Genomic DNA, 26016 nt, shown 5'->3' with positions numbered 1-26016 from the left:
TACCTGGTTAGTAGAGCAGCACTTTAATCGGCATAGCAGCACATTTCCACATTAGCACATTGATGACATGCATTTAGAAATCATCACGCCGGACCGGAAAGTATTTGAGGGCGACGTAGTATCGGCGCAGTTTCCGGGTACCGACGGGCTGTTTGAGGTCTTGAACAACCACGCTCCGCTGATCAGCGCCCTCAAGTCGGGCGACATCACGGTGACGGGGGCCGCTGGCCGCGAATCCTTCCGTATCGAAGGTGGCGTGGTGGAAGTGCTCCGCAACAATGTGATTGTGCTGGCCGAGGGCGTAGTTGCCTAAGAACTGCCTTTCGTAGTCCTTTTAAAAAGCCTTTCCTTTGCCTGGGAAAGGCTTTTTTATTTCTCTTTTCAGTCTTCTTTGCTCCAACCTTTTGCCCCGCATGGACATCCGCCCCAAAATCACCCCGATATACCAGACCTCCGTTTTCAAGTTTGATGACCTGAACGAGCTGGAACAATACTTTGGGGAGCCCGGCAGCCGGTATATGTACTCGCGCAACGGCAACCCCAACTCGGACGAGCTGGCCGAGGCCGTTAACAAGCTGGAAAGTGGGGTAGGGGCCATAGCCACCGGCTCGGGTATGGCCGCCATTTTTGCCGCTATTCTGGCCTACTGCCAAGCCGGGGACCATGTGCTGTGCGCCGCTGATATCTACGGAGGCTCCTCGTCGTTGCTGAATGCCGAGCTGAGCCGCATGGGTATTAGCGTGACCTACGTGCCCTTTGAGCAGCTGTACACGCTGCAGGAATATGTGCAGCCCACGACCCGGCTGCTGCTGGCCGAAACTATCAGCAACCCGCTGCTGCGCGTGGCCGACCTGCGCCGCCTAGCCGCCGAGTGCCACGCTCAGGGTCTGAAGCTGGTGGTCGACAACACCTTTGCCTCGCCCGTCATTACCCGGCCCCTGGAGCTGGGCGCCGATATTGCCCTGCACAGCGTGACCAAATACATTGCCGGGCACAGCGACGTAACGGCCGGTGTAGTGGTGACCAACGATGCCGAAACGGCCGCCCGGCTCAAGCAAATCGGGACTTTTTACGGGCTTACCCTGAGCCCCATGGAAAGCTGGCTGGCCGTGCGCGGCCTCAAGACTCTGCGCCTGCGCATGCGGGAGCACAGTGCCAACGCCTTAGCCATTGCTAATTTCCTGGCGGCCCACCCCAAGGTGCGGCAAGTAAACTATCCGGGCCTGGATGCTCACCCGCAGCACGCGTTGGCCCGGGAGCAGGGCGCTGGGTTGTTTGGGGGCATGATGTCGTTTCTGCTGGCCGATGAGGAGGCCGCCGTCAATGAGCTGATGCGCCGGACCAAGCGGTTTCCCTTCGCCCCGTCCCTGGCCGGCGTCGACTCGTCGTTGTCGTATCCGCTGGGCACTTCGCACCGCTACCTCACGTCCGAGCAGCAGCAGGAGCTGGGCATTACCGTCGGGCTGGTGCGGCTGTCGGTAGGCATTGAGCCTTTGGAAGAGCTCCTGGCCGACCTGGCCCAGGCCCTGGATTAAGGAGTAATACGCGCTAAATCGGCGGGCAAATGATAAATTATTAAGTCTGATTGAATTGGTGTATGATGCTGTAAGTCATATTTATACGATGATTAATTGGTAAAAGAAAAAGTCTGAGCAAAGCGAATTTTGCGGTTCCGCTTGGCGGAAAGGTGTCGTATTTCGCAGCAGTACCACGGTGTACTGCTGGCATAATCCGGCTTTCCTTCTTGCTCACTAACCTATTTGCTCATGGCTTCTGCTTCGTCCCGCTTGCCTCTTTCGCTCAAGCTTATTTTCAGCGCCTTTCTGGCGGTGGTGGTGCCGGTCTACTATGTCAACTACGGCCCCACCAACTTTCTATACTTCTGTGATATTGCCCTGCTGCTGTGCTTTATCAGCCTGTGGACCGAGTCGGCGCTGCCGGCTTCAATGGCCGCTGTGGGTATCCTGCTGCCCCAGGCGTTCTGGTGCGCCGACTTTCTGGGCGAACTGCTGGGGGTGCGCTTGGTGGGGATGACGAGCTATATGTTTGACCCCAACCGGTCGTTGTTTCTGCGCGGATTGTCTTTCTTCCACGGCTGGCTACCGTTTTTGCTGGTGTTCCTGGTCAAACGCCTGGGCTACGACCGGCGTGCCCTCTGGGCCTGGACGGGCCTGGGGTGGAGCCTGTGCCTGGTGGCGTATTTCCTGCTGCCCGCCGCCGGTACTACGATGCCTGATCCAAAGATTCCGGTCAACATCAACTACGTTTTCGGCTTCGATGATGCCCAAGCGCAAACTTGGCTGCCCGCGCCGGTGTACTTGGTGTGCTGGATGACAGCCTTGCTGGTCGTGTTTTATCTGCCTACTCACCTGGTGCTGCGCAAAGTATGCAGGAACCCCATGCCGCAGGTTAAAAGCCTGGACCAACGGGAGAATACCGGCCGAATGGCTGCTTAGAAGCTTCGCTGCAATGTAGTTGTGGCCCCACCACTCCACCAGAAAGATAGAATGCACATCGAGCACCTGAGAAATATGTACTGATAGAAGGGGCTTTGTACTACTACTATTGTCTTTTGTGCGGTATGTACTGTGCCCGGAACTTTATGTACCCTTCAGTGAAGATATATGCTCAGGAAGAGGAGTGCTAGGCCAGCAGAATCTCGCGGAGCGCATCCGCTACCCGTCGTAAATCAGTTTCTGTCATGGCGGAGCCGGAGGGCAGGCACAGTCCGCGGGTAAATAAATCGGCGCTGACAGTCTGACCGTAACGCGGCGCGTCGGCGAAAAGCGGCTGTTGGTGCAGGGGTTTCCAGAGCGGCCGCGACTCGATGTTGTGGGTTTCCAAGTGTTGGCGCACTTGTTCGGGCGTCCTATCGGTGTGAGCTGGGTCGAGGGTAATCGTTGTCAGCCAACGGTTAGAGAAGCCGAAAGCCGGCTCGGTTGGCCCAAATTGCAGGGCGGCTACGTCCTGCAGATTCCGTTGGTACCAAGTATATATTTCCCTTCTGCTTTTTACCCGGTTGTCGATAAGCTCCATCTGCCCCCGGCCGATGCCGGCCAGGATGTTGCTGAGCCGGTAATTGTAGCCCACCACCGAATGTTGGTAGTGCGGGGCCGGGTCTTTGGCCTGCGTAGCCAGAAAACGGACCTGGGCGGCCCAGTCGGCCTTGTCGGTTACCAGCGCCCCGCCGCCACTGGTCGTGATAATCTTATTGCCATTGAAGGAAAAAATGCCCACCGCGCCAAAGGTGCCAAGGCGGCGGCCGTCGTAGCGGGAGCCTAAAGCTTCGGCAGCATCTTCCAGAATTGGAATGTCAAACATTTCGGCAATGGCTTGCAGCTGCTGCAACTGAGCAGGCATACCATAGAGGTGAACCAGAAGCAGGGCCTTCGGCTTTTTTCCTAACCGGATTCGGTCTTCAATGGCTTCCCGGAGCCGTTCCGGGCACATATTCCAAGTAGTGGCTTCGCTATCCACAAACACGGGGGTGGCCCCCAAGTACAGAATAGGGTTAGCGGTAGCCACAAAGGTGAAGGAAGGGCAGAGCACTTCGTCGCCGGGGCCTACCCCTAGCATGATCAGCCCCAGGTGGATGGCCGCCGTGCCCGACGACAGTGCCACGCAATGCTGGGCGCCAGTGTACTGGCAGATATCCTGTTCGAAACCCGTCAGGTTAGGGCCGGCCGGGGCTACCCAGTTGTCCTCAATGGCCTTGTGGACGTAGTTCAGCTCGTGGCGGCCAAGGTGGGGCGGCGAAAGAAAAATCCGGTCGTAATCCTGGCTACGCATGTACTTTGATAACGGTGGCGGGAACACCCACGGCGGTGCAGTCGGCGGGCAGGTCGCGGACGGCTACGGCCCCGGCACCCACGATGGTGCGGGCCCCAATCCGGACCTGGTTGATAACAGTGGCATTGGTACCTAGGTAGACGCCCGTTTCGAGGTAGGCTTCCCCGCCGACATTGGCGTGGGGCATCAAGGAGCAAAAATCTTCCAGCACCGCATCGTGGCCGATAGTACAGCCCAAGTTAAGCAACACGTGGCGGCCCAGTTGGATATCCGTAGTCAGGATGCAGCCCTGCCCAATGATGCAGCCTTCGCCAATGAGCAGGTGCTGGTAGGGCTGGCGGGCCACGGCCGGATGCACCAGCGTGGCGAAACGCAGCAGGGGGGAGGTAAGGCGCTGCACAATGGCCGAACGGCTGCGGCCGTTGCCGACGGCAATGACAACTTGCAGCGGTTCGGAAACGGAATTTAACGCCGCCGTGTCGCCCAGGTAGGGCAGGCCATGGATGGCGGAAGTGGCGGGAGCCTGGTCGTCGAAGAAGCCGGCCAGGTGCCAGGTGAGCTTCACCTCGTTGATCTGGCGCGCGAGCACCAGCACTTCGCGTCCCAGGCCGCCAGCCCCGAAAATGACCAGCTTGGGCAAGGTCCGGGCCGAATCGGAAGCCGAATCAGAGGATAATAGGGGCGAAAGGTGGGTCATGCGGAAGGAGAAGAAGAAGAAGCGGAGCCCGTGAAGGCCTCGGTCGTGGCCTGGCCCGGGGCCGAAATGCCCTGGGCACCCAGCACGCGGCCCGCGGTAAGCCACAGAATGTGCAAGTCCAGGGTCAACGATACGTGGTCGACGTACCAGACGTCGAATTCAAACTTTTGTTCCCAGGAAATAGCATTCCGCCCGTTTACCTGAGCCCAGCCCGTAATGCCGGGCTTTACGTCGTGGCGGCGGGCCTGCCGGGGCGAGTACAGGGGCAGGTACTGGGGCAGTAGCGGCCGGGGCCCGATCAGGCTTAGCTCGCCGCGCAGCACGTTCCAAAGCTGGGGAAGCTCATCAATAGAAGTAGCCCGCAGCCAGCGGCCCAGGCGGGTGAGGCGCTGCGCATCAGGCAGCAGCTGGCCCTGGGCGTTGCGGGCGTTGGTCATGGTCTGAAGCTTGTAGAGGGTAAACAGCGCGCCGTGCCAGCCCGGCCGTTGCTGGCGAAACAGCACCTGCCCGCGGTTCTGCACGGCCAGTACGGCTACGGCGGCCAGCAGCAGCGGCAGCGTCAGCAGGGCAACCGGCAGCGCCAGGCTCAGGTCGAGCAGGCGCTTGCCCCAGGCACGATACCAGGATGCGGAAGCAGAATCAGACATACGCAAAAGCCAAAGCCAAAGCTGCCAGAGGTAGGCAGAAAGCAAAAATATGCTTTTTGTGCAGCGCAGGCCGTAGCTTGCGCCGTGCACGGCTGTCGGCTCGTTTAACGTCCGCTTCTGAGTGTTGAAAACCCGCTTCGGGCTCGTGCTTTTTCCGTCCTGCGTCTAGCTACGACTATGCTTGTATTTCCCAACGCTAAATTAAATCTAGGCCTGTATATCACCCAGCAGCGGCCCGATGGTTTCCGCAACCTCGAATCGGTGTTTGTGCCCCTGCCGTGGAGCGACGCGCTGGAAATACTGCCCGCCCCCGGCAATGTGCTGACCTTGTCCGGCATCCCGATTCCCGGGGAGCTGTCGACCAACCTGTGCTGGCGCGCGTACGAGCTGCTGAAGACGGATTTCGAGCTGCCCCCGGTGCAAATGCATTTGCACAAAGTGGTGCCTATCGGGGCTGGCCTGGGCGGGGGGTCCGGCGACGCGGCCTTTGCCCTGAGGGCGTTGAACGAGTTGTTCAACTTGCAGCTACCCACCGAACAGCTGCAGCAGTACGCCCGCCGCCTGGGCTCCGACTGCGCCTTCTTCGTAGAAAACAAGCCGGTTTTTGCCTACGAGAAAGGCGACGTATTCGCCCCCGTACCGCTCGATCTGACCGGGGTGGCCTGCAAGGTGGTGTATCCCAACCTGCACATCAGCACGGGCGAAGCCTACTCCCGCGTGGTGCCGCGTACGCTCCGCCACGACTTGCGCCACAGCCTGGCCCAGCCCATAGAAACCTGGCGGGAAACCGTCACGAATGATTTTGAGGAAGCCCTGACGCCCCATTATCCCGTGTTGGCCGAAATCAAGCAGGCCCTGTACGCGGCCGGCGCGGCGTATGCCAGCTTGTCGGGCTCGGGCTCGGCCGTGTACGGACTGTTTCCCGGGCAGACCGCGCCCCCGGCGGCGTTAGGGGTTGGTCACGACTATCTCGTCTGGAACGGGCTCCTGTAGCCGCCGGGCCCGGCGCTGATTCCACTGGTCGAGCACGGGGTGAATCAGTACGCTGAACAGGATGACCAGCGTGCCCAGGTAAAAGCCCGTTGACATTTTCTCCTGAGCCCCGAAAATCAGCACGGCCAGAATGATGCCGTAGATGGGCTCCAGGTTGATGGTCAGGTTGATGACAAAGGCCGATAGCCGCTTCATCAGCTCGACCGACGAGGAGAAAGCGTACACGGTGCACACCCCGGCCAGCAGCAGCAGCCACAGCCAATCCAGGGGTTTCAGGGCCAGCTGCAGGCCCACGCCCTGGGTGTAGTAGCGCGAATAAATGGGGAAGAACAGCACGATGCTCAGGCAGGCCCCGGCCATTTCGTAAAACGTAAGCTTGATGGGCGAATACCGCTTGACGAGCTTCACATTCAGCACGCTGAACAGGGCCGAAAGCCCGGCCGAAACAATGGCGACCCCCAGGCCCAGCAACTGGTCCAGCTCCGCCTGCGACACGAGGTAGAGCCCCACCATGGTGAGCAGGCCCAGGCCCACCTCGTAGCCCCGCACCCGCCGCCACAGCAGCAGGGGTTCGAGCAAGGAAGTCCACAAGGCCAGGGTGGCCAGGCCGGCCAGGCACACGCTCACTGAAGAAAGGCGGGCGGCCAGGAAAAACGTTATCCAGTGCACGGCCACCAGCGCACCCACGGCCAGCAGGCGCGCCGCATCGGCCAGAGGCACGCGCCAGTCCTGCTTGCGCACGGTCAGGAGCAAGCCCAGGCCTGCGGAAGCTAACAAGGTCCGCCAGAATACCAGCTCTACCGGAGGCACCGAAATCAGCTTGCCTAAGATGGCCGTGAAGCCCCACAGCAGAACAATAAAATGCAGGCGCAGGTAGTCTTTGAGCATAAAGTGAAATAGTGAGATGGTGAACTAGTGAACGAGTGAGTTGTGGTTCCCACCGCGCGTTTTGCGCCGCCAGAACATCAAACTCACTCGTTCACCAGTTCACCTTTTCACCGGTTACTGCGGTACGAAACGGTAAAGGGCAATGCCAATGCAGGTAAAAATGATGCTGGGCACCCAGGCCGCCAGCATGGGCTGCATGTCACCTACCTGCGCCAGGTTGCGGCTCAGAATCACGAAAATCAGGAATACGAAGGCCAGCACAAACCCCAGCGCTATTTGCCCGCCCACCCCGGCCCGCGACTTGCGCGCGCTCAGGATTACCCCAATTGTGGTGAGGACAAAGATGGCGTAGGGGTAGGCAAACCGCTCGTATTTTTCGCTCAGGTATACTTGGGTATCGTCGGCGCCCCGGTCAATCTTCTGCTGAATGTAAGCATTGAGCTCGGGCAGGGTCAGGGTTTCCGACAGGCGCCAGGTGCTGGCAAAGTCCTTGGGGTAGAGGTTCAGGGTCGTGTCGCGGGCGGGCAGGGTGAGCAGCTTTTCCTGCTGCCCGTTGAAGGTGCGCACCAGCTGGGGCGTCAGGCGCCAGGCCCGGCGCGTCGAGTCCCAGGTAATGGCGTCGGCCGTCATGCGCCGCTTGAGCGTGGTGCCCTCGATAGTTTCCAGCGCAAAGCGGTAACCCACGTTGTTCACGTTGTCGTAGCTCTCCATATACACGTAGGCTTTGGGCCCGATCTTGATATGGATGTTGCGTGCGTCGTAGCGGTAGGGGTTTTTAATGTACTTCTTCTCAAAAGCTACCCGCGTTTTATTGGCAATCGGAATACCCCAGCCAATGAGCCCAAACGTGATAATGCCAATCACCAAAGCCCCCATCCAGTAGGGCACCAGCAGGCGCTGAAAACTTACGCCACTGGCCAGAATAGCCACAATTTCGGTGCGGGCCGCCAGCCGGGCCGTCACGAATACCACGGCAATAAACACCGTAATCGGGGAGAGCAGGTTGGCGTAGTACGGAAACAGGTTGAGGTAGTACTCCGAAATAATCTTGCCCGCCGAGAGGTTGTGCTGAATGAAGTCGTCGTTTTTCTCCGTGAAGTCAATCACGCAGATAACGCTCACCAGCACCACCACCACAAAGAAAAACGCGGTGAGAAATTTTACCAGTATGTATTTATCGAGCAGCTTCACAGTTGGTTTTTAGTTATTCGTTTTTGGTTTTTGGGATGGTCGATGGTTGTCGTATCGAGGTGAGCAGCATTCTGCTCGGAGTTGCTGGCAAAGCACAAACCAACAACCAAAAACCATGAACCAAAAACCAACTCTTACAGCCGCGTCATGACCTGCTTCACCATCTTGTCTTTCCAGTCGCGGAAGGTGCCGGCAATGATTTGCTCCCGGGCCTGCTGCACCAGCCAGAGGTAGAACGACAGGTTGTGAATCGAGGCAATCTGGGGGCCGAGCATTTCCTGGCTCTGGAATAAGTGCCGAACGTAGGAACGGGAGTAAAACGTACTCACGTAGCCGCCTAATTCCCGGTCGATAGGCTCAAAGTCCAGCTGCCACTTTTTGTTGGTAATGTTCATAATGCCTTGGGTAGTGAACAGCATGCCGTTGCGGGCATTGCGGGTCGGCATCACGCAGTCGAACATATCCACGCCCAGGGCAATGTTTTCCAGGATATTGGCCGGCGTGCCCACGCCCATCAGGTAGCGGGGCTTGTCCTGGGGCAGAATGTCGCAGACCAGCTCGGTCATTTCGTACATCATCTCGGCCGGCTCGCCCACGCTCAGCCCGCCGATGGCGTTGCCCTCCCGGCCCTGCTCGGCAATAAACTCGGCCGACTTCACCCGCAAATCCTTGAACGTCGAGCCCTGCACAATCGGGAACAGGGTCTGCTCGTAGCCGTAGTGACCCTCGGTGCTGTCGAAACGCTCGATGCAGCGCTTGAGCCAGCGGTGGGTCATGTCCAGGGAGCGGGCGGCGTAGTCGTACTCGCAGGGCCAGGGCGTGCACTCGTCGAAGGCCATCATGATGTCAGCCCCGATGGTGCGCTGAATGTCCATCACGCCCTCGGGCGAAAACAAGTGCTGGGACCCATCAATGTGGGAGCGGAATTTCACGCCTTCCTCCTTGATTTTGCGCGTGCCGCTGAGCGAGTACACCTGGTAGCCGCCCGAGTCGGTGAGAATCGGCCGGTCCCAGCCGTTGAACTTGTGCAAGCCACCGGCCGCGCGCAGCACGTCGAGGCCCGGGCGCAGGTAGAGGTGGTAGGTATTGCCCAGGATAATCTGGGCCTTGATATCGTCTTTCAGGTCGCGCTGCTGCACGGCCTTGACGGTGCCGGCCGTGCCCACGGGCATGAAAATGGGCGTTTGGATGGCGCCGTGCGCCGTGTGCACCACCCCGGCGCGGGCTTTGGACTGAGGGTCGTGGGCTACTAAATCGAAGGTCATGCGTGGATAAGAATTCCCGTTTCAGGGGATGGCAGATGAGCTGTTCGTCCTGGGCTGCGGACTACGCCCAGCCACGCCCCGGCGGAGAAATGGCGTTTGAATCTGCAAAGGTAAACCCTTACCACGGTTCCCTCGTGTTGAATACCTACTTTTGCCCACTTACCCAATTTCTACGCGTTGCCAGTCCAATTTTCTCCTGCTATTTGGCTGCTGCTGGTTTCCGTGCTGGTACAGCTGGGCTACGCGGCGTATTACTTTCTGCCCTTCGCCCTGCGCCCCCAAGCCCCTGCGCCGGCCGATGCGCAACTCGATGCCGAACCGGTTTCTATTCTGGTGTGCGCCCACAACGAGCTGGACAACCTGCGCCAACTGCTGCCGTTGCTCTTGCAGCAGGAGTATCCGGCCGGCTTCGAAATTATTTTGGTCGACGACCGCTCGGGCGACGACACGTATCTGTACGTGCAGCAGCTCACCCAGTACTATCCCAACGTGCGCCTAGTAACGGTGGATAAAACGCCCGAAGGGTTGTCGCCAAAAAAATATGCCCTGACCCTGGGAATAAAAGTGGCGCGCTACCCGCGCCTGTTGTTTACCGATGCCGACTGTATTCCGGCTACTAATCAGTGGGTTCGATTAATGCAACGCGGCTTCAGCCGGCCGGCGGATGTTATTTTGGGATATTCGGCCTATGCGGAGGCGCCCGGTTTTTTAAATAAACTCATCCGTTTTGAAACCCTGCTCACTGGAGCACAGTATCTGTCCTTCGCGTGGCGGGGGCAACCCTACATGGGCGTGGGCCGCAATCTGGCCTACACGCAGCAATGTTTCCATGCAACCAAAGGCTTTGCTTCCCATATCCGCAGCCTCGGCGGCGACGACGACCTGTTCGTGCAGGATGCCGTGCGCCACGGACAACGCGTGACGGTGGAGGCCGAGCCGGCTGCACATACGCTTAGCGTACCAGCCAAAACCTGGGCAGTGTGGTGGCGCCAAAAACGTCGGCATTTGTCGGCGGGCCAGCGCTACCGGCTGGCCGATAGATTACGAATCGGAAACTTTATTGGCACTAATCTGCTTTTTTATTTCACAACCTTGGTGCTGCTGATTTCCCGACCCGATTGGGTACCTTTGACCGCCTTGTGGGGTATTCGTACGGTGGTAATTTGTGCTACGTATGCAAAGCTTGGCCAGCGGCTCGACAACCGACTGCCGACTGTGTTGCTGCCCGTACTCGACGCTGTTTATTTTTTTTACTATCTAGCTCTGGGAATTTCGCTGTTCCTCTACCGTAACCTCCGATGGAAGTAAACAATCAGGAAATTCAAAAGCAGTTTTCTGCCAAAGCCAAGCACGACTTCAAGCTCATTCGCGCTGCTGTGGAGCAAGCCGATGAAAAGGCGTATGCCGAGCTGATGCAGATCTACAAGAAGCCGGTGTACCACGTGGTGCTCAAAATGGTGCGCAACCCCGACGACGCCGAGGACCTGACTATTGAGGCGTTTGCCAAAGCATTCCGCAACCTGCACAAGTTTAACCCGGAGTACGCCTTCAGTACTTGGCTGTTCCGCATTGCCACCAACAACTGCATCGACTTTATTCGCAAGAATAAAATCAAGACGATGTCCATTGACTCGGCCATCAAGATTGACAATGGCGACGAGATTACCATCGACTTCCGCGACCAGAACCTGAACCCCCAGGAGTCGGCCATCAAAAATCAGAAAATCGAAATCATGCAGCACGTCGTCTCGCGGCTGCCCGATAAGTATCAGCGCCTTGTGACTTTGCGTTACTTCGATGAGCTCAGCTACGAAGAAATTGCCCAGGAGCTGAAAGCCCCGCTCGGCACCGTGAAAGCCCAGCTGCACCGCGCCCGTGAGTTGCTCTATGACATGGTGAAAAACAAGAAGCACATCATTTAAGGATGACAGAAGCCCCGCCATACGGCGGGGCTTTTTTGTGCTCTTTGCTTGACTGACAGTACCCACATGGTATTTCGAGTGCAGCCAAGAAGGCGAATCATTCGGCATGGCAACGAAGCAGCAGGCATACTTCTTGGGGCGCAGCAGCACGGTTGCCGAGCTACCATCAGCGCCCGAGATGTTTCGCCGCGGCTCGCCTGGCCGTATCAGTAGTGTTAGTCACCGCTCAAGCCTCACTATCTTTGCGCCAATGGATATTCTGGCCCGCTACTTTCCCGACCTCACCGACCAACAAAAAAGGCATTTTTCCCAACTCGAAACCGAGTTTCGTAGCTGGAATGAGCGCCTGAATCTGGTAGCCCGCACCGATGTGGACAACCTTGCCGAGCGGCACTTTCTGCATTCATTGGGCATTGCCAAAGTAGTGCAGTTTCCGGCCGGCACGTCGGTGCTCGATGTGGGCACGGGCGGGGGGCTGCCGGGCCTTCCCCTGGCTATTCTGTTTCCGGAGGTGAAGTTTCACCTCGTCGACAGCATTGGCAAGAAAATTCGGGCCGTGCAGGAAATGGCCCACGCTCTGGGCCTGCGCAACCTCACGGCCGAGCAGACCCGCGCCGAGCAGGTGCGGGCCAAATACGACTACGTCGTAAGCCGCGCCGTGGCGCGCCTGGCCACGTTTCACCCCTGGATTGCCCACCGCTACAAGGCCCAAGGCGACGCCACTACGGGCCTCTACTACCTCAAAGGCGGCGACCTGACCGAGGAAATCGAGGAATCTGGGCTAGTTGCTCACGTGCACAACCTGAGCGACTACTTTGAGGAAGAATTCTTCGAAACCAAAAAAGTCGTCTTTGTTCCTGTCACAACTTAAGGTGTGCCGTACAAGGCCCCTGTCTTTGTAAGTATTCTGCGCATAAAGCAGAGACGTGGCCAGCTGTCTGCTGCGGCACGGCCTTTTACCAAAAAGCCCTACCGTCTGCTCAGACGGTAGGGCTTTTCAGGTGGGAGCACTCAGCACATGTCAGCGGACGGGTTGCTTCGGCCTGCGTCCGCGCCAGAACAGGAGTGTAGTACATTCATCCGCACGCTGCATAGTGTGCCTTCAGGATATTAACCCGGTATTTCTGCTGTCAGAAACTCCACGGCGCGGCGTTCCGAATAATATTCTCCATCGGGGGTGCCTTCGGCAAAGCCGACGTGCCCGCCCTCGGGTGGCGTTTCCAGAAACACAAATTCCGAGGCGGCGGCTATGTCCCGGGGAAAGCAGGAGGGCGCCAGGAACGGGTCATTTTCGGCATTTACCAGCAAGGTAGGAATGGCAATACCGGCTAGGTAACGCCCCGAGCTGGACTGCTCATAATAATCGTCGGCTGACTTGAACCCGTGCATGGGGGCCGTAAACCGGTCGTCGAACTGCGGAAAGTCGCGCAGTAGCTCTAGGTTGTCCACGTTGATCTGGCCCGGCAGCAGCTCCGCTTTCTGCCGCATTTTGGCCCGCAACGACTTTAGAAAGCGGGCCAGGTAGAGGCGGTTTTCGGGCTTGGAAATTTGGTAGGAGCTGGACTTCAAGTCCGTTGGCACCGAAAACACGGCGGCTCGGGCTACTTCCCGAGGTATCCGGGCCGGGTTTTCGCCCAAATACTTTAGGGTCACGTTGCCACCCGCACTAAAGCCGGTCAGGAACACGCGGCGGTAACGGCCCGTGGCCAGGGCGTAGCGTATCACAAAATCCAGGTCGTCGGTATCGCCCAAGTGGTAGGAGCGTACGAGGCGGTTCATTTCCCCACTGCAGCTGCGGTAGTTCCAGGCCAGCGCGTCGAGGCCGGCGCGCTTGAGGGCGCGCACCATACCCCGCACGTAGGGCCGCCCCGCGTCTCCCTCCAGCCCGTGCGACACGATGGCAAGCGTGTCGGCCGGTTCACCGGCCTGGTACGACCAGTCGAGGTCCAGGAAGTCGCCGTCGGGAGTTTCCACCCGTTCGCGCTGGTAGGTCACATCCGGCACCGTGCGCCACAGGCTGGGTACGATGGTTTGGATGTGCCCATTGAACAAGTAAAACGGGGGCTGATAGCGGGAAGGAGAAACAATAGGCATCGTCGGCAAATAAGCGGAAGGATAGGGAGCTAGCGCAACTGGCTATGGAAAGATACAACCAAAACAGGTATGCATGCATACCTGTTTTGTCGAACTTCCTGCTTCGCATAGCTGGGGTCCAAACCCAGGGCCACCGGGGAAAGTTGCGCCCAGGCTGGTCGTGCCCTGCATAAGTAAGAAGCAGAATTCAGGCAGGAGAGCAAGGTGCTGTTGGGGGCTTATCAAGGAAGGTATTGACAGCAACAGGCTGAACAGTAGCATCTTGATTTAGTAGCAAATCGTATACACACCCTACTCACAACTCAAACTATGAAAACGATGAAAGTAATTCCCCAACTTTTGGTAGGCAGCGCGCTGTTTTTGGGCACTGCTTGCGGCACGGCCAATACGAGTATGAGTGCCGGCTCGACTTCGGGCAGCTCAACCGGTACGAGCACCAGCATGGATGCTGCCAGCGGCGCTTCCTCTTCGGGTACTACCAGCGGCACCGCCACTGGCGCTAGCTCCGGGACCACCGGCGGGGGCTCTACCGGTGGTACGTCGGTTATGGTCGGCTCGGGCTCTACGGAGAACAACAGCGGGCTGGCTAGCACGGGCGGCGCGGCCGGCGCGGCTGATCCAACGGCTTTCATGGCCACTTTCTCCACCATGCAGGATCCAACTTTCCTGATGACAGCCGCCAGCAGCAACCTGCTCGAAATTCAGATGGGCCAGATGGCCGTGCAAAAATCAACCAATGCGGATGTGAAGAAATTTGGCCAGATGATGGTCGACCACCACACCAAGGCTACCCAGGAGCTGAAAACGGTAGCAGCTCCTTTGGGAGTTACCTTGCCCCAAACCATGATGCCCGTACACCAAGCCATGGCCGACCGGCTGATGAACAAAACGGGCAAAGCCTTTGATGAGGACTACATGGACGCCATGGAAATGGCCCACAAGATGGATGTTGCCATGTTCGAGGTGAAGAGCAAAGGCGCACAGACGCCAGCTGTTCAGTCGTTTGCAACCAAAGCGCTGCCCATGCTCCGCTCGCACCACACCATGGCCGACCAAATCGAGAAAAAAGTTGATTAATCTTTTTCGGCGCCAAGTGGTTTAGCCAGCTCACGACACTAGCCCCTGTCCGAACAACCGGGCGGGGGCTAGTGCTTTGTAGGCACGGGCACAACTGCCAGAAAGATGGCCACAGCCGCTGCTGCCACGGCCGAAATCCCGAAAGCAAGCGTTGCATTTTGCAGGTGCCACAGCAGCCCGGCTACTGTGCTGGCCAGCAAGGCGGCCAAACTATTCAAGCCGGCGAAAGTACCCAGGGCAGCCCCTTTATCCGTGGGGGCACAGAGTTGGCTCAGCCAGGCCTTCCCGATGCCCTCCGTCGCGGCTGCATACAAGCCGTAGAGCCCGAATACAGCTCCAAACCACTCCCAGCCGTGTACCTGGGTAGCCGCGGCATATACTACCGCAAACAGTGCCAAGCCACCTACCAGCAAAGGACGCTTGCCAAGGCGGTCGGCCAGCAAACCGGCTGGAAAGGCTGCTACGGCATACACCAAGTTGTAAAAGATGTAGACGCCCAAAACAGCGGGGTCAGACAAGCCCTGCTGCCGGGCCAGCAAGAGCAGAAGCGCATCGGAGCTGTTGAAAAGAGCGAATATGAGCAGGGCCCCGGCCACGTGCCGGTAAGCGGGCGGAGCCTGCCGCCAGTAGGCAAAAGAGGCCCAAAAAGGACGAACTGGTGTTGCTGAGGCAGGTATGGGCTTGGCCTTAATTAGTAGTGTGGCCAACACGGCAACTATTCCCGGAATAAAAGCCAGCAAGAACAGCAAGCGGTACTGCCCCGGATGCTGGGTAAGCCAATACAAGGCCGCTGCCGGCCCCAGTACCGCGCCCAGCGTATCGAGGCCCCGGTGAAAGCCAAAGACGGCTCCGACGCGCCCGGTGGCAGCTTCATCAGCCAGCAGGGCGTCGCGCGCGCCAGTTCGCAGCCCCTTGCCCAGCCGGTCGACGGTGCGGGCCAGCAGCACCCACCAAGGCGCGGCCAGTACGGCCAGCATGGGCTTAGATAGGGCGCTTAGGCCGTAACCCCACCGCACAAACGGCAGGCGCTGCCCGAGCCGGTCGGACCACTGGCCGAAGTAGCTCTTGCTGAGTCCGGCAGTAGCTTCGGCCACGCCCTCCAGAATTCCAATTAGGAAGACGGAGAAGCCAATACTTTTCAGGTAAATAGGCAGTACCGGATACAGCATCTCACTGGCCAAGTCGGTAAACAGACTAACCAGGGAAAGCAGCCAGACGGTGCGGGTAAGGTATTTCATAAGCCCGCAAAAGGTAAGCGGAAAAGCGTGGGTTAGGTGGGGCAACGCCTCGTTTGCTGGTTTAGCACAGGCAAAATCAGGCCGAAGCAGCTATATTTGCGCATTGGCTCGGGCTGAGGTGGGCAAATGCGGATCAGGTATTTGTTATTTCAAACCAAAGGCTTACCTTTGCCAACCCAATTGAACACAATCCGAGCAGAACGTCAATTTTACCATACCCATGGCAAATCATAAGTCGGCCCTCAAGCGCATCCGTTCCAACGAAGCGAAGCGCGTGTTGAACCGTTATCAGGCTAAATCGACCCGCACCGCTGTTAAGAAGCTGCGCGCCACCACCGATGCTACCGAGGCACAAGAGCTGCTGAAGAAAGTATCGTCGATGCTGGACCGTCTGGCCAAGAAGAACATCATTCACAAGAACAAAGCCGCTAACAACAAGTCGAAGCTGGCTAAGTTCGTGAAGTCGCTGGCTGCCTAAGCACCACTGACTTTTCTGCTCTGTTATACAGAAGCCCCAGTGCCTAAGCATTGGGGCTTTTCTATTTGTTATTACTTAAGGCTTGAGTAACAGTTTTATTGTATATTTTCCCGCATTCATACACTTAACCTATTGCGGATGAAAAAAATATACTACTTACTGATTAGCGGGGCGTGTTTGTTACAGCAAACGGGGCAAGCCCAAAGCTGGAAGCCTTTCCGGCAAGGGCTGATTTATGCCTATCAGGTGAGCAATGCCACTGCCAGCAGCGAGACGCACACGTTACGGGTCGATTCGGCCTATGTTACTACCGGCGGCGACTCGGTTTATACCTTCAACCGCATGATGCGGCGGGCTCCGGAGGGTGACCGGGCCAATTTTTACAAAAGTCGAAATAACCTGTTTGGCTCCCGGCTGGAATGGCGGCCCGGCACATCCGACTACCGGCTGGTTGTGAACCTCGACCCAACGGCCGGGCAGGGCGCTACGACGTTGCTGTTGCGCCCCCGGGTGGCCGTTGGCACTACCTGGACGGCCGGCCAAAACCCACTGGTAACGGCTACCCTTACGAGTCGCACGCTGCAAAGCTTCGGCAGCCCCACCGTGACGGACAGCCTCGCTACCATTACGCTCAGTAACGGGCAAGTAGTGCGCCTGAGCCGGCGCTACGGCTTACTAGCGGCGACGGAGCTGGTGTATCCGTACGCGGGAGCCTCGAAGCAGTACGTCCAATCCCAGCTGCCGGCTCCTTTGCTGCAATCAGCCTATAGTCCGCTGGCCTTGTTTGATATGCAGGCGGGGGATGAAATCGGCTATGTTGAAGAACCCTTCAGCTACGGTGGGTTGCCCTGTTCCCGCACCTATACGCTGCGCCGCATCAAAAGCCGTCAGCAAACCGCCGATAGCCTGGTGTATACTTTTCAGGAGCAGAGCCGTACCGAAACTTTCAGTGTTCCGGGGTGCAACAACACGGTTGGTAATACGCTGGGGCCCGTTACCGGGGGGCGGCTGGCCGTATCGTTGCGTACGGGGCAGTTGCAGGTCAACAGGGCTATTTCCAACGCTTTGCCAATGCTGTCGGGCGAGTACCGGTTGGCCTCTTCAACCGGCAACGACCAACGCCTAATTGTAGGTATGGGACTCCTTAGCGGCAACAGCAGCGGGTGCTTTGGCCCTGGACTGCAGCCGGCGTACCAGATTATGTACCGCACCTCTACCGCTATGTACACTTTGGGCCTGGACGCCCTAGCTTGGCAGCAGGCTTTTTCATCCTCGCTTGGGCTCGGTGAGCTCTACGGCAGTAAGTCGCTGCAATACTATTCCCGGACCCGCGGCACGGCCCTAACCACCTGCGGCAGTCGTGCTAGCTTCGGGACCCTACTGCCCACGCACAAGGCTACCACGGCCCCGGCTTTTCAAGTGTTTCCCAACCCCACCTCGGCCAACATGACTTTGCAACTGGCCACGGCAGTTCCGGCGGGTTCCCGGCTGGTGCTACTTGATGCGGTAGGGCGTTGCGTGTGGCAAACGACGCTGGCAACCGGACAAACCCAGGTGCTGCTGCCCCTACAGGAAAAAGCCGCGGGGCTTTACGTAGCCCAGCTCCGAACCGCCGACGGTTCGGCGCGGGCTTTGCAGGTACAAAAGCTGCCCTAACGTCTATGGCATGAGACATAAAAAAGCCTGGTCGGACTATTCTGACCAGGCTTTTTTGCGAACGGGAAAGTGGGGGCTAGGCTACGCTCACCTTCACCATGTTTGTTTTACCCTTCTCGTTGATGGGCATGGAGGCCGTATTAATAAAGACGTCTCCTTTGTTGAGGTGGCCGGTGGTAGTCAGCACGTACTTGATGTCGGAGATGGTGCCGTCAGTGCTCAGCATCCGGTCGTAGTAGAAGCCCCGGACGCCCCAGATCAGGCTCAGAGTGGTGAGCAGCGGGCGGTTGTCAGTGAAGATAAAGATATTGGCTTTGGGGCGATACTTAGCAATTTGGAAGGCCGTGTAGCCGCGGTGCGTCATGCCCGTAATGGCCTTGGCACCCGTGTTTTTAGCCAAGTGGCAGGCCGCCGACAGCACGCTGTCGACCATGAACGAGGGCGACTCCGGCGTGATGGGGTGCCAGCGGTTAAACAGGTTTGGCATGCGGGTTTCCACGCTCAGAATGGTAGCTACCATCGAACGGATGACCTCGGCGGGGTAGGCACCCACGGCCGTTTCGGCCGAGAGCATCACGGCATCAGCCCCATCGATGACGGCATTGGCGACGTCACTGGTCTCGGCGCGGGTGGGGCGGGGTGCCGTAATCATGCTTTCCATCATCTGGGTCGCTACGATTACTGGCTTGCCGGCCTTGTTACACTTCTCCACAATCATTTTCTGGGCCATCGGCACCTCTTCCATCTTCACCTCCACGCCTAGGTCGCCGCGGGCCACCATCACGGCGTCGGTCAGGGCAATGATTTCGTCGAGGTTCTTGAGGCCTTCCGGCGTCTCAATCTTGGCGATGACGCGGGCGGTTTTGCCGCTCTCGGCAATCAGGCTCTTAATAAAGCGGATATCCTCGGCCCGCCGGGCGAAGGACAGTGCAATCCAATCTACGTCGTTTTCCAGGCCGAACTTTAAATCTTCAATGTCCTTTTCGGTCATCGACGGGGCCGAAACTTCGGAGTCGGGCAGGTTAATACCTTTACGGGGCTTCACCAGCCCGCCGTAAATTACTTCCACGTCGACCTCTTTGTCCCGGTCGGTGGCCAGTACGCGCAACTCGATTTTACCGTCGTCAATCAGGATCATGTCGCCGGGCTTCACGTCGCGGGCCAGGCCTAGGTAAATCGTGCTCAGGCGCGTGGCCGTGCTGATTTCCTTCTCCCCGCATACCAGCTTGATTTTGTCGCCGGGTTTAATCTCAACGCCGCCGCCTTCTACTTCTCCCAAACGAATTTTGGGGCCCTGCAAATCTTGCAGCAGACCCACATGCGTACGCAGGTCCTTGTTGAGGCGTCGTACGGTGTTGATAACGGCCAAATGGTCTTCGTGGGAGCCATGGGAGAAGTTCAACCGGAATACATCCACGCCTTCGCGAATAAGCATTCCCAGCTTTTCGTAGGTGTTAGAAGCCGGGCCCACGGTGGCCACGATCTTGACTTTATTAAAATGAGCGGTCGGTTCCATGCAGTATGGTTCGGGTTAAATAGTGCGGCTAGCCAGAGGGCAAGCGAAGGACCTCATCCCGTGGCGCGAAATCCCAGGCAGAATGCTATTCTGGCCAGTTTCGGGCTGACGAAATAAGGTCCTGTGCTGCGACTCCGGTAGTCGCCGCTGGTTGTGCGAGCTCAAAAGAGCAGATTTTCTTTGAATTTTAGTGTATTCGGGTCGAATTGGCAGGCGTACTGCACCTCGGGCAGCCGCGTAAGCTGCTCCAGCAGTTCCTGCGGGGCCAGGGGCCCGGCCCCATTGCTAACCTGAATCAGGTAATCGTATTCCTTGATGTCGGGGGCCAGAAACGGCTTTTTCAGGGGGGATGGGTCTACCGAGCGGTTGCGCAGCAGGCGCAAAGTGCTGTTTTCGGTAGCGTGCAGGTAGTTGCTAATAACCAGCCGGCCTTGGGCAAACAAATCGTAAATTAAATCCTGCTGCTTGATCAGACGTAGGCGCAAGGAACTGTTCAGCGTCCAAGCCAACTTGTGCTCCCGGCTCGAGGAAACAATACCGAACAAGTCGAAGTCACAATCATACTCCAGATCCAGCGTGAGCGTTTTCATAAGGCACTTCCAAAACGGCGAAGAACAAAATTACACACGCAACAGGGCCAAAGAAACCACCTCAGCCATAATCTTACACTGCCAAGATTACAGGCTGCCGGTTTGAAAATGTTAGGGAAGTTAGTGTTATTTGTGCCGAGTTTTCTCTAAACCCCCACGGAAATGTCTGAAATTGCAGAAAAAGTAAAAGCCATTATCATTGATAAGCTTGGTGTTGAAGCGTCTGAAGTAACTCCTGAAGCTAGCTTCACGAACGATCTGGGCGCTGATTCCCTGGACACTGTCGAGCTGATCATGGAATTCGAAAAAGAATTCAACGTGTCTATCCCAGACGATCAGGCTGAAAACATTGCCACTGTTGGTCAGGCTATCAGCTACCTGGAAGAGCACGCTAAGTAAGGCTTCGCTTCTTTCTACCCTGTTTTAGTGCTTACCGGCCGGCTCGCCGCCGGCCGTTTTGCTTTTTATTCAGTCTCCACTTTCGCCTATGTCTCTTCGGAGAGTTGTTGTGACCGGCCTTGGTGCCATTACCCCGCTGGGCAAAACCGTCGCTGAATATTGGGACGGGCTCTCGCGCGGCGTAAGCGGTGCGGCCGCCATCACCCGCTTCGACGCCAGCAAGTTTAAAACGCGCTTTGCCTGCGAGGTAAAAAACTACAATCCTGACGACTATTTCGACCGCAAAGAAGGTCGGAAGATGGACCTGTTCACGCAGTTTGCCGTCATTGCCAGCGACGAAGCCATCAAGGATGCCAACCTGGAGGGCGTCAATAAGGACCGCGTCGGCGTTATCTGGGGGTCGGGCATTGGGGGCCTGAAAACCTTCCAGGAGGAGTGCTTTAATTTCGCCAAAGGCGACGGCACCCCACGCTACAACCCGTTCTTCATTCCGAAAATGATTGCCGACAGCGCGTCGGGCAACATCTCGATTAAGAACGGTTTCCGCGGCCCGAATTTCGTGACGACTTCGGCCTGCGCGTCCTCCTCCGACGCTATTGTGGCGGCGTACAACTACATCCGCCTCGGTATGGCCGACGTGGCCGTGACAGGCGGCTCCGAAGCTGCCATTACGGAGGCTGGGGTAGGGGGCTTCAATGCCCTGAAAGCCATGAGCGAACGAAACGACGACCCCGAGTCGGCTTCTCGCCCCTACGACAAAGACCGGGACGGTTTTGTGTTGGGCGAGGGCAGCGGGGCCTTGGTCGTCGAGGAGTATGAGCACGCTAAAGCCCGTGGCGCCAAGATCTACGCCGAAATCATCGGGGGCGGCTTGTCGTCGGATGCTTACCACATCACTGCTCCCGACCCGACAGGGGAAGGGGTGGTACTGGTAATGCAAAACGCACTGCGCGACGCCGGTATCAGCCCGCAGGAAGTTGATTACATCAACACCCACGGCACCAGTACGCCGCTGGGCGACGGCGCTGAAATCAAGGCCATCGAAAAAGTATTCGGAGAACACGCCTACAACCTCAATATCAGTTCTACCAAAAGCATGACTGGGCACCTGCTCGGGGGCGCAGGTGGTATCGAGGCGCTGGCCAGCATCTTGGCTATCCAGCACGGGATTGTTCCGCCGACTATCAACCACTTTACCGACGACCCGGAGCTGGATGCTCGCCTGAACTTCACGTTCAACGAGGCTCAGAAGCGGGATGTGACCGTGGCCATGAGCAACACCTTCGGGTTTGGCGGGCACAACACGTCGGTAGTTTTCCGCAAGCTGCGCGACTAATGCTTCGACCAGGTCAGCCACTACCGCTCTTTGGATTTTTCCGGCGGCTGCTAGGGCAGGACCGAGCTTTTCGCCAAGCAATTGCAACGGTAATCGGCCGCACGCCTGACAACGTGCGGCTTTACCATTTGGCCTTTACCCACTCCTCGGTGGTGCGGCAGCAGGGCGACACGGCCCGGCACCAAAGCAACGAGCGGCTGGAGTTTCTGGGCGACGCGGTGCTGGGGGCCGTGGTAGCCGAATACTTGTTTCGTAAGTTCCCCTACGAGCAGGAAGGCTTTCTCACCGAGCTTCGTTCCCGCATCGTCAACCGGGAAAGCTTGAACGGCCTGGCCCTGAAAATTGGCTTGGATAAGCTCGTGCAGCTTGATCCGGCGCAGGGGCGGGCCGCCCGGTCGCGCTCCGTAAACGGCAACGCGCTGGAGGCCTTGGTCGGGGCCATTTATTTGGACCAAGGCTATAAAGCTGCCCGAAAATTTGTGCTGGCTCGTCTGATTAAGCCCTTTATTGATGTCAAGTCGTTGATTGAAACGACGGCCAACTTTAAGAGTAAGCTCATTGAGTGGGCCCAGCGCCAGGGCAAGACCATCCGCTACGACCTGACCGGCCAGCCCCGGGCGGGCGGGGTAATGGAGTTTTCGGCCACGGTGATGCTCGATGACGAGCCGGTGGCCACGGGCATGGGCTTGAGTAAGAAGCAGGCCGAACAACTGGCCGCCGAGCGGGCCTTGGCAGCACTAGGAGTATAATTGCTGTAATAGCGAGCAGCGTGAAGCCAGCCGTCCGCTGCGCAGCATGAGTTGTCCTTGTCATTGTACCACTAAGCCCCTTACTACACGCCGGTAGTGAGGGGCTTTGCCGTTTACTAGGATGAGCACTTCCGCGGATGGATGGCGTCGTGCCTCGCTCACTGTGGCAGACCCCAACGCTTTTTAGTAAAAGTAATGGTGTAATACGCGAAGGGCCGATTGCTGCGTCCCGCGTCCTCACCATGACAGGTTTTTTTACTTCCTCAATACAACCTGCTGAGGTGAAATGCAGTTGTTTTGTGGAAACACTACCTTTCCCTATGAAATTAGCTGGCGCCGCCCTCAACCAGATACCCTTTGACTGGCAACACAATCTGCGGACGATTAAAGAAGCCCTGGATCAGGCCAAGGCGGCTGGGGTGGAGCTACTCTGTTTGCCCGAGCTCTGCCTGACCGGCTACGGCTGCGAAGACTTGTTTTTAAGTGACTGGCTGTCGGCCGAAGCCCTGGAGTATCTGCAGCAGGTGCGGCCCTGGACCCAGGGAATCCTCGTGTGCGTGGGCTTGCCCGTGCGCCTGAATGGACGCACTTACAATACGGCGGCCGTGCTGCGCGACGGAGAAATTCTGGGGTTTGCGGCCAAGCAGTTTCTGGCCAACGACGGGGTGCACTACGAGCCCCGCTTCTTCAACTCCTGGCGGGCCGGCGAAACCAGTACGGTAAATTGGCAAGGACAGCAGTGGCCCATCGGTGACCTGGTATTCGAGCATAAGGGCGTGCGGTTCGGCTTTGAAATCTGCGAGGACGCCTGGCGGCCCGACAACGAGCGGCCCGCTTGCCGCCTCAAAGGGCGCGTCGATTTAATTGTGAATCCGTCGGCCAGCCACTTTGCCATGAGCAAAACCGACGTGCGCTACAACCTCGTGCTCAATGCCTCGCGCAACTTCGACTGCACCTACCTCTACGCCAACCTGCTCGGCAACGAAGCGGGCCGGATGATTTACGACGGCGAAATTCTGGTAGCGCGCAACGGCCACCTGCTCCACCGCAACCAGCTGCTGAGCTTCAAGGAAGTGGATATGGAGTGCGTGGACGTGGATTTTTCGACGCCTTTGGCCCATGCTGAAGTCATTACTCCGTTGCCCACACCCGACGAGTACCGGGAACTGAACCAGGCCCTGAGCCTGGCCTTGTTCGATTACATGCGCAAGGCGCGCACCCGCGGCTTCGTACTAAGCCTAAGCGGCGGGGCCGACTCCTGCATGTGCGCCGTGGGCGTGGCCGAAATGGTACGGCTGGGCACCCAGGAAATCGGGACGGCCGAGTTTATGCGTCGCTCCGGCTGCTTTACCGCCGAAGATATTTCCCGCATTGCCGGCCCGGCTGAGCCGCAGACCGATCAGCAGGCCACCGGGCCCAAGGATGCCTCCTACGCCCAACCCGACGCCGAACAACAGCGGCAGCAGCGGGAAATAACGGGCCACCTGCTGACCTGCGCCTATCAGGGCACCGTCAACTCTTCCGACGATACCTTTAACTCGGCCAAAGAGCTGGCCGAGTCCATCGGGGCCGTGTTCTACAACTGGGGGATTGATGAGGAAGTAACGGGCTACGTGGGCAAAATCCAGCATGCGCTGGGCCGGGAGCTAAGCTGGAAAACCGACGATTTGGCCTTGCAAAATATTCAGGCCCGGGTGCGGGCCCCTGCCATCTGGCTGCTCGCCAACGTGCAGAATGCCCTGCTCATCACCACGTCGAACCGCTCGGAAGCTTCCGTGGGGTATTGCACCATGGATGGCGACACGGCCGGTAGCATTTCGCCCATCGGGGGCGTCGACAAGGATTTTGTGAAGAAATGGCTGCGCTGGGCCGAAACCGAGCTGAACTACCCCGGCCTGCGCCACGTGAATGCCCTGCAGCCCACGGCCGAGCTGCGCCCCCTGGAAGACAAGCAAACCGACGAGCGGGACCTGATGCCCTACATTCTGCTCAACCGAATCGAGCGGCTGGCCTTTTACAACCGGCTTAGTCCGCAGCAAGTGTACGCCACGCTGGTGCAGGAAGAGCCGGACACCGACCCTGAACAGCTAAAAACCTACGTGAAGCGATTCTATTCGCTCTGGTCGCGCAACCAGTGGAAGCGAGAACGGTTTGCCCCGGCCTTCCACCTCGATGACTACAACGTGGACCCCCGCTCGTGGCTACGATTCCCGATTTTGAGCGGCGGCTTCACGCACGAGCTAAACAGCCTGTAGCGCAGCTGAGCGGGTTCTGGTTGAGCTACTGCACACCAGGGCAGGGAAGTTTTAGGTAGATTAACGAATTGGTTTACAGAGCACTGAAATAAAGTTGGGAACGGGGCGCAAGTTTTGGCTAATAAGGTGACCTAAGCAGGCATACTCTCAGTATTCGCGGCCAGTGCGGGAAACTGAACAAGTAGCATTTTCACCTTTTCAGCGCCTGCTTTTCCCGTGTATACCCTTCCGCTGTCCCTCGTTCATGGCTCACCACCTGCTGCCCAAAGTCCTGCCGCCGCTGCCGATGCCGAACTGGTAGCGCAGCTGCAACAGGGTAGTGAAGCTGCCTTTCGCACGTTGGTGGAACGCTACCAGAACCGGATTTATCGGACGGTGTTGGCCCTGCTTCGGTCGCCGGAAGAGGCCGAGGATGTAGCCCAGGAAGTTTTTGTGGAGGTGTATCAGACCGTCGGCCGGTTTCGGGGCGAGGCTGCGCTGAGCACTTGGCTCTACCGGCTGGCAACTTCCCGAGCCCTGAAAAACCGTCGCCGGGCCCGGGCCCAGAAGCGCTTCGCCTACTTCACCAGTCTGCTGGGCTTCGACAACCAAGTGCTATACGAGCCGGTGGATCAAGTGCACCCGCAGGCGCGGCTGGAAGAGCAGCAGCAGCTAACCCGCCTACTGGCTCTGATTGACCGTCTGCCCGATCAGCAGCAGGTCGCTTTTACGCTGCGTCACGAGCAGGAACTCAGCTATGAGGAAATTGCCGCCGTGCTCAAAACGACCGTGCCAGCGGTGGAATCCTTGCTGTTTCGCGCCCGCAAAACCCTCCGCCACCACCTTACTCCCGCCTTGCGTCATGCCTAACTCCCTCCCACGCCCCAACCCCGACGAAGAATGGGAAAGCTTGCTGCGCCACTGGCAGGCCCGGCAGCCTACCCAGCCCCGACCATTTTTCTACAGCCGCGTCCGCGCCCGGCTTACCGGTGAGGGGCCTACTGCGCATCAGGCGCTTCCTACCTGGCTGCGCTGGCCCGGCTATGCGGCTATGCTGGGTATTATCCTGCTGCTGAGCGGCGACGGCGCGGTGCTACCGTCCACCAATCCAACCAACGAGGTCAAGCCTTATCTTGGCGACCAGCCGGCCGCACGGGCCCTGCGCTGAACAGCTTCCGGCGTCCGGCACTGGGCCCAAGCTCACACTTGAGCAACCCGGCACCTCGGCAGCCAGCAAGCCGAATGTCTGACTACCTT

Annotated in this window: 26 protein-coding genes; 16 read left to right on the top strand and 10 right to left on the bottom strand. The window is 58.2% G+C overall.

Features of this window, described 5'->3' with window-relative positions; translation table 11 throughout:
* Window positions 1-67 precede the first annotated feature (67 nt).
* The 3 genes from atpC (at window position 68) to E5K02_RS19010 (ending at window position 2456) form a co-directional block, all read left to right on the top strand.
* Complete coding sequence (gene atpC, locus E5K02_RS19020; RefSeq protein ID WP_135396873.1) at window positions 68-313, top strand: ATP synthase F1 subunit epsilon; 246 nt, start codon at window positions 68-70, stop codon at window positions 311-313.
* Between the two features lie 100 nt (window positions 314-413).
* A complete protein-coding gene (locus E5K02_RS19015; RefSeq protein ID WP_135396871.1) occupies window positions 414-1535 on the top strand; it encodes a trans-sulfuration enzyme family protein in 1122 nt (373 codons plus the stop codon).
* 231 nt (window positions 1536-1766) lie between these two features.
* Window positions 1767-2456, top strand: a complete 690-nt coding sequence (locus E5K02_RS19010; protein WP_135396869.1) for a hypothetical protein — start codon at window positions 1767-1769, stop codon at window positions 2454-2456.
* Window positions 2457-2643: 187 nt separating this feature from the next.
* Here the strand turns inward: E5K02_RS19010 and E5K02_RS19005 are convergent, their stop codons facing one another.
* Genes E5K02_RS19005 through E5K02_RS18995 form a run of 3 tightly spaced genes read right to left on the bottom strand, consistent with a single transcriptional unit; the run spans window position 2644 to window position 5133 of the window.
* Window positions 2644-3789, bottom strand: a complete 1146-nt coding sequence (locus E5K02_RS19005; RefSeq protein WP_135396867.1) for a DegT/DnrJ/EryC1/StrS family aminotransferase — start codon at window positions 3787-3789, stop codon at window positions 2644-2646.
* Window positions 3782-4486: an acetyltransferase gene (locus E5K02_RS19000; protein ID WP_135396865.1), complete on the bottom strand. Its 705-nt coding sequence runs from the start codon at window positions 4484-4486 to the stop codon at window positions 3782-3784. The genes E5K02_RS19005 and E5K02_RS19000 overlap by 8 nt, the downstream gene beginning before the upstream one ends.
* The gene (locus E5K02_RS18995) at window positions 4483-5133 is read right to left on the bottom strand and encodes a sugar transferase (RefSeq protein WP_135396863.1); all 651 of its coding nucleotides are present in this window, start codon (window positions 5131-5133) and stop codon (window positions 4483-4485) included. Before E5K02_RS18995 ends, E5K02_RS19000 begins: the two co-directional genes overlap by 4 nt.
* 177 nt (window positions 5134-5310) lie before the next feature.
* Here E5K02_RS18995 and ispE point away from each other — a divergent pair, with 177 nt between their 5' ends.
* Window positions 5311-6126, top strand: coding sequence for a 4-(cytidine 5'-diphospho)-2-C-methyl-D-erythritol kinase (gene ispE, locus E5K02_RS18990; protein WP_135396861.1), 816 nt, complete (start codon window positions 5311-5313; stop codon window positions 6124-6126).
* On the opposite strand, the gene E5K02_RS18985 is transcribed toward ispE, so the two are convergent.
* From E5K02_RS18985 to tgt, 3 genes are all read right to left on the bottom strand, one after another.
* The gene (locus E5K02_RS18985) at window positions 6082-7014 is read right to left on the bottom strand and encodes a DMT family transporter (RefSeq protein WP_135396859.1); all 933 of its coding nucleotides are present in this window, start codon (window positions 7012-7014) and stop codon (window positions 6082-6084) included. The two genes, ispE and E5K02_RS18985, sit on opposite strands and share 45 nt — an antisense overlap.
* A 114-nt stretch (window positions 7015-7128) precedes the next feature.
* On the bottom strand, window positions 7129-8205 hold the full coding sequence (locus E5K02_RS18980) for an LptF/LptG family permease (protein ID WP_135396857.1): 1077 nt from the start codon (window positions 8203-8205) through the stop codon (window positions 7129-7131).
* Between the two features lie 134 nt (window positions 8206-8339).
* Window positions 8340-9470: a tRNA guanosine(34) transglycosylase Tgt gene (tgt, locus tag E5K02_RS18975; RefSeq protein ID WP_135396855.1), complete on the bottom strand. Its 1131-nt coding sequence runs from the start codon at window positions 9468-9470 to the stop codon at window positions 8340-8342.
* Window positions 9471-9647: 177 nt separating this feature from the next.
* On the opposite strand from tgt, the gene E5K02_RS18970 reads away from it, so the two are divergent.
* The 3 genes from E5K02_RS18970 to rsmG all read left to right on the top strand — a co-directional run bounded on the left by E5K02_RS18970 (window position 9648) and on the right by rsmG (window position 12263).
* A complete protein-coding gene (locus tag E5K02_RS18970) occupies window positions 9648-10778 on the top strand; it encodes a glycosyltransferase (RefSeq protein ID WP_167856492.1) in 1131 nt (376 codons plus the stop codon).
* Window positions 10769-11392: an RNA polymerase sigma factor gene (locus E5K02_RS18965; protein ID WP_135396851.1), complete on the top strand. Its 624-nt coding sequence runs from the start codon at window positions 10769-10771 to the stop codon at window positions 11390-11392. Before E5K02_RS18970 ends, E5K02_RS18965 begins: the two co-directional genes overlap by 10 nt.
* Before the next feature lie 250 nt (window positions 11393-11642).
* A complete protein-coding gene (rsmG, locus tag E5K02_RS18960; RefSeq protein WP_206025991.1) occupies window positions 11643-12263 on the top strand; it encodes a 16S rRNA (guanine(527)-N(7))-methyltransferase RsmG in 621 nt (206 codons plus the stop codon).
* Window positions 12264-12502: 239 nt separating this feature from the next.
* Here the strand turns inward: rsmG and E5K02_RS18955 are convergent, their stop codons facing one another.
* The gene (locus tag E5K02_RS18955) at window positions 12503-13486 is read right to left on the bottom strand and encodes a YheT family hydrolase (protein WP_135396849.1); all 984 of its coding nucleotides are present in this window, start codon (window positions 13484-13486) and stop codon (window positions 12503-12505) included.
* Window positions 13487-13804: 318 nt separating this feature from the next.
* On the opposite strand from E5K02_RS18955, the gene E5K02_RS18950 reads away from it, so the two are divergent.
* Entirely contained in the window at window positions 13805-14563 is a 759-nt protein-coding gene (locus E5K02_RS18950; protein ID WP_135396847.1) for a DUF4142 domain-containing protein, read from the top strand.
* Between the two features lie 68 nt (window positions 14564-14631).
* On the opposite strand, the gene E5K02_RS18945 is transcribed toward E5K02_RS18950, so the two are convergent.
* Entirely contained in the window at window positions 14632-15801 is a 1170-nt protein-coding gene (locus E5K02_RS18945) for an MFS transporter (protein ID WP_135396845.1), read from the bottom strand.
* A 220-nt stretch (window positions 15802-16021) separates the two neighbouring features.
* On the opposite strand from E5K02_RS18945, the gene rpsT reads away from it, so the two are divergent.
* Together rpsT and E5K02_RS18935 are read left to right on the top strand one after the other, a co-directional pair.
* Window positions 16022-16279 (top strand): 30S ribosomal protein S20, encoded by a 258-nt coding sequence (gene rpsT / locus E5K02_RS18940; RefSeq protein ID WP_100334670.1) that lies wholly within the window; start codon window positions 16022-16024, stop codon window positions 16277-16279.
* Window positions 16280-16417: 138 nt separating this feature from the next.
* Complete coding sequence (locus E5K02_RS18935) at window positions 16418-17935, top strand: T9SS type A sorting domain-containing protein (RefSeq protein WP_135396843.1); 1518 nt, start codon at window positions 16418-16420, stop codon at window positions 17933-17935.
* Between the two features lie 76 nt (window positions 17936-18011).
* Here E5K02_RS18935 and pyk read toward each other — a convergent pair whose 3' ends face one another.
* Together pyk and E5K02_RS18925 are read right to left on the bottom strand one after the other, a co-directional pair.
* Window positions 18012-19451 carry a pyruvate kinase gene (gene pyk / locus E5K02_RS18930; RefSeq protein ID WP_135396841.1) on the bottom strand — a complete coding sequence of 480 codons (1440 nt, stop codon included), beginning with the start codon at window positions 19449-19451 and terminating at the stop codon, window positions 18012-18014.
* Between the two features lie 161 nt (window positions 19452-19612).
* A complete protein-coding gene (locus E5K02_RS18925; protein WP_135396839.1) occupies window positions 19613-20041 on the bottom strand; it encodes an IPExxxVDY family protein in 429 nt (142 codons plus the stop codon).
* A 162-nt stretch (window positions 20042-20203) separates the two neighbouring features.
* On the opposite strand from E5K02_RS18925, the gene E5K02_RS18920 reads away from it, so the two are divergent.
* From E5K02_RS18920 to E5K02_RS18895, 6 genes are all read left to right on the top strand, one after another.
* A complete protein-coding gene (locus E5K02_RS18920) occupies window positions 20204-20440 on the top strand; it encodes an acyl carrier protein (protein WP_073109216.1) in 237 nt (78 codons plus the stop codon).
* 88 nt (window positions 20441-20528) lie between these two features.
* Complete coding sequence (gene fabF, locus E5K02_RS18915) at window positions 20529-21776, top strand: beta-ketoacyl-ACP synthase II (protein WP_135396837.1); 1248 nt, start codon at window positions 20529-20531, stop codon at window positions 21774-21776.
* Window positions 21776-22525: a ribonuclease III gene (gene rnc / locus E5K02_RS18910; RefSeq protein ID WP_135396835.1), complete on the top strand. Its 750-nt coding sequence runs from the start codon at window positions 21776-21778 to the stop codon at window positions 22523-22525. Before fabF ends, rnc begins: the two co-directional genes overlap by 1 nt.
* A gap of 320 nt (window positions 22526-22845) precedes the next feature.
* The gene (nadE, locus tag E5K02_RS18905) at window positions 22846-24780 is read left to right on the top strand and encodes an NAD(+) synthase (protein WP_135396833.1); all 1935 of its coding nucleotides are present in this window, start codon (window positions 22846-22848) and stop codon (window positions 24778-24780) included.
* 216 nt (window positions 24781-24996) lie between these two features.
* Window positions 24997-25629 carry an RNA polymerase sigma factor gene (locus E5K02_RS18900; RefSeq protein WP_135396831.1) on the top strand — a complete coding sequence of 211 codons (633 nt, stop codon included), beginning with the start codon at window positions 24997-24999 and terminating at the stop codon, window positions 25627-25629.
* A complete protein-coding gene (locus E5K02_RS18895; protein ID WP_135396829.1) occupies window positions 25622-25927 on the top strand; it encodes a hypothetical protein in 306 nt (101 codons plus the stop codon). Before E5K02_RS18900 ends, E5K02_RS18895 begins: the two co-directional genes overlap by 8 nt.
* Window positions 25928-26016: the final 89 nt, after the last annotated feature.

This window comes from Hymenobacter metallicola (assembly GCF_004745645.1).
Classification (GTDB): domain Bacteria; phylum Bacteroidota; class Bacteroidia; order Cytophagales; family Hymenobacteraceae; genus Hymenobacter; species Hymenobacter metallicola.
Note: the sequence above shows the minus strand (reverse complement) of the source record. Positions and strands in the feature narration are given on the sequence as shown.